This window comes from Micromonospora foliorum (assembly GCF_022229015.1).
In the GTDB taxonomy this organism is placed as follows: Bacteria; Actinomycetota; Actinomycetes; order Mycobacteriales; family Micromonosporaceae; genus Micromonospora; species Micromonospora foliorum.
In genome coordinates, this window is record NZ_JAKKFF010000547.1 from 1 (window position 1) to 1,523 (window position 1,523).

The window sequence follows — 1,523 nt, forward strand, 5'->3', positions numbered from 1 at the left end:
GTCCGCGCTGGGGCGGTCAACGGCTCGGCGGCGCGGAGCGCCGAGATCGTGCGCCTCGACACCGTTGGCGCTCGGGCGGGCCGCCTCGACGCCGTCTTCGCGGCGCTGGCTCCGGTCGGGCCGGGCGGTGCCACCAGCCCGGTGGCGCTGCGGGGACGTAACCCCACGCCGACGATGGCCGCGCGGCCAGCCGTGTCGAGTCCCGACACCAACCGTGTGGCGGGCCCTCGCCGGCTCCGAGCCGTCGCCTCGGCGGGCGACGTAGCGCCGACCCAGGCCACGGCGGCGTCCCTGTCTCCGAGCAGTACGGGCGGTCACCCGCCCCGGGACAATTCCCGCCCCCCGACGTCGATCCGCGCGGTGCCTTCGAGGTCAGCCGCAAACCGGGCGCCCGCTGGCGGCGGCGCCCCGGCCGGCACGGCGCGCGCAATACCCCGCCCGCCGTTGATCCGCCGACCGGACGGTCTGCCCGCCTCCGCCTGACTCCGATGATCACTTGATGCCCAGCAGTCAGACTGGCCCCCTCAACGACTACTCAGCATCAAGTGATCGAGGCGACCAGGGCAGCTCAGGACGGCCGCCCGCCGAACTGCCAGTTGTGCACCTCAATGTCGGCGTACCTGTCCGCCGTCAGGATCGCGCGCGCCTCGTCCGGGTTCGGCGCCCGGAGCAGCGCGGCGGTGCCGAGCCAGGTGACGCCGTCGTCGGCCAGCAGGGGCCCGTACGCGATCAGCTCGTCCGGGTCGGGCGGCACGGCCAGGTCGGCGGCCTGCCCCGCGCCGAGGCCGAGCACCAGATAGCGGTTGCCGCCGGTCCGGCCGCCAGGGAAGTCCCACATGGTGCGGCCCAGCGTGTTGTGCCATCGGCGCAGCATCACGTCCCGGTACGCGCCGGCCTGGTAGTTCGGCTCCTGGAAGGCGAATGTCCGCGCGGCGGCCGGGTCGGGCACATCGACGATGTGCAGGCTGCCGGTGGGCGTGTCGCCGGCGAAGGTCGGGCCACGGGCGATCATCTCCGCCGCGTACCCGTCCATGTACGACCAGTGCTCGGGCAACAGCTCGTCGCGCAACGCCGCCGAACCGGGGCGGTCACGGTGGTAACAGAGAAACTCCACGTCGCATTCTCGCCGGGTGCCCCGCGCAGCGGCGAGCTGGCTGCCCGGTGTCCGGCGGCAGCCGGTGAGCCGCCGACCAGCGTGACTAGGATTGGGCCCGTCATGCTGCTACGGGTGCTCGGGCCGCTTGAGGTCGAGGTCGACACAGGCGGGCCGGTCGAGCTCGGCGGCCCCCGTCAACGCGCCGTGCTCGCGCTCCTGCTCGCGGCCCGTGGCGAGGTCGTCTCCGTCGGTCAGATGATCGAGGACCTGTGGCGGGGCGACGCGCCGCCCCGGGCGATCGCCTCCCTCCAGGCGTACGTCTCGCATCTGCGCCGCCTGCTGGAGCCGGCCCGCGAACGCCGGGCGCCGGCCCGGGTCCTGGTCACCGCGCCACCGGGCTACGCGCTGCGGCTGCCCGCCGACGCCG

General features: G+C 74.6%; 2 protein-coding genes. One reads left to right on the forward strand and one right to left on the reverse strand.

All coding sequences use genetic code 11. From position 1 onward, the window contains the following. Positions 1-568: 568 nt before the first annotated feature. On the reverse strand, positions 569-1,114 hold the full coding sequence (locus PSH25_RS29985) for a YciI family protein (RefSeq protein WP_238662223.1): 546 nt from the start codon (positions 1,112-1,114) through the stop codon (positions 569-571). A gap of 102 nt (positions 1,115-1,216) precedes the next feature. Here PSH25_RS29985 and PSH25_RS29990 point away from each other — a divergent pair. Then, positions 1,217-1,523 (forward strand): AfsR/SARP family transcriptional regulator (locus PSH25_RS29990; protein WP_238662226.1); only part of this gene is annotated, 307 nt, incomplete at its 3' end.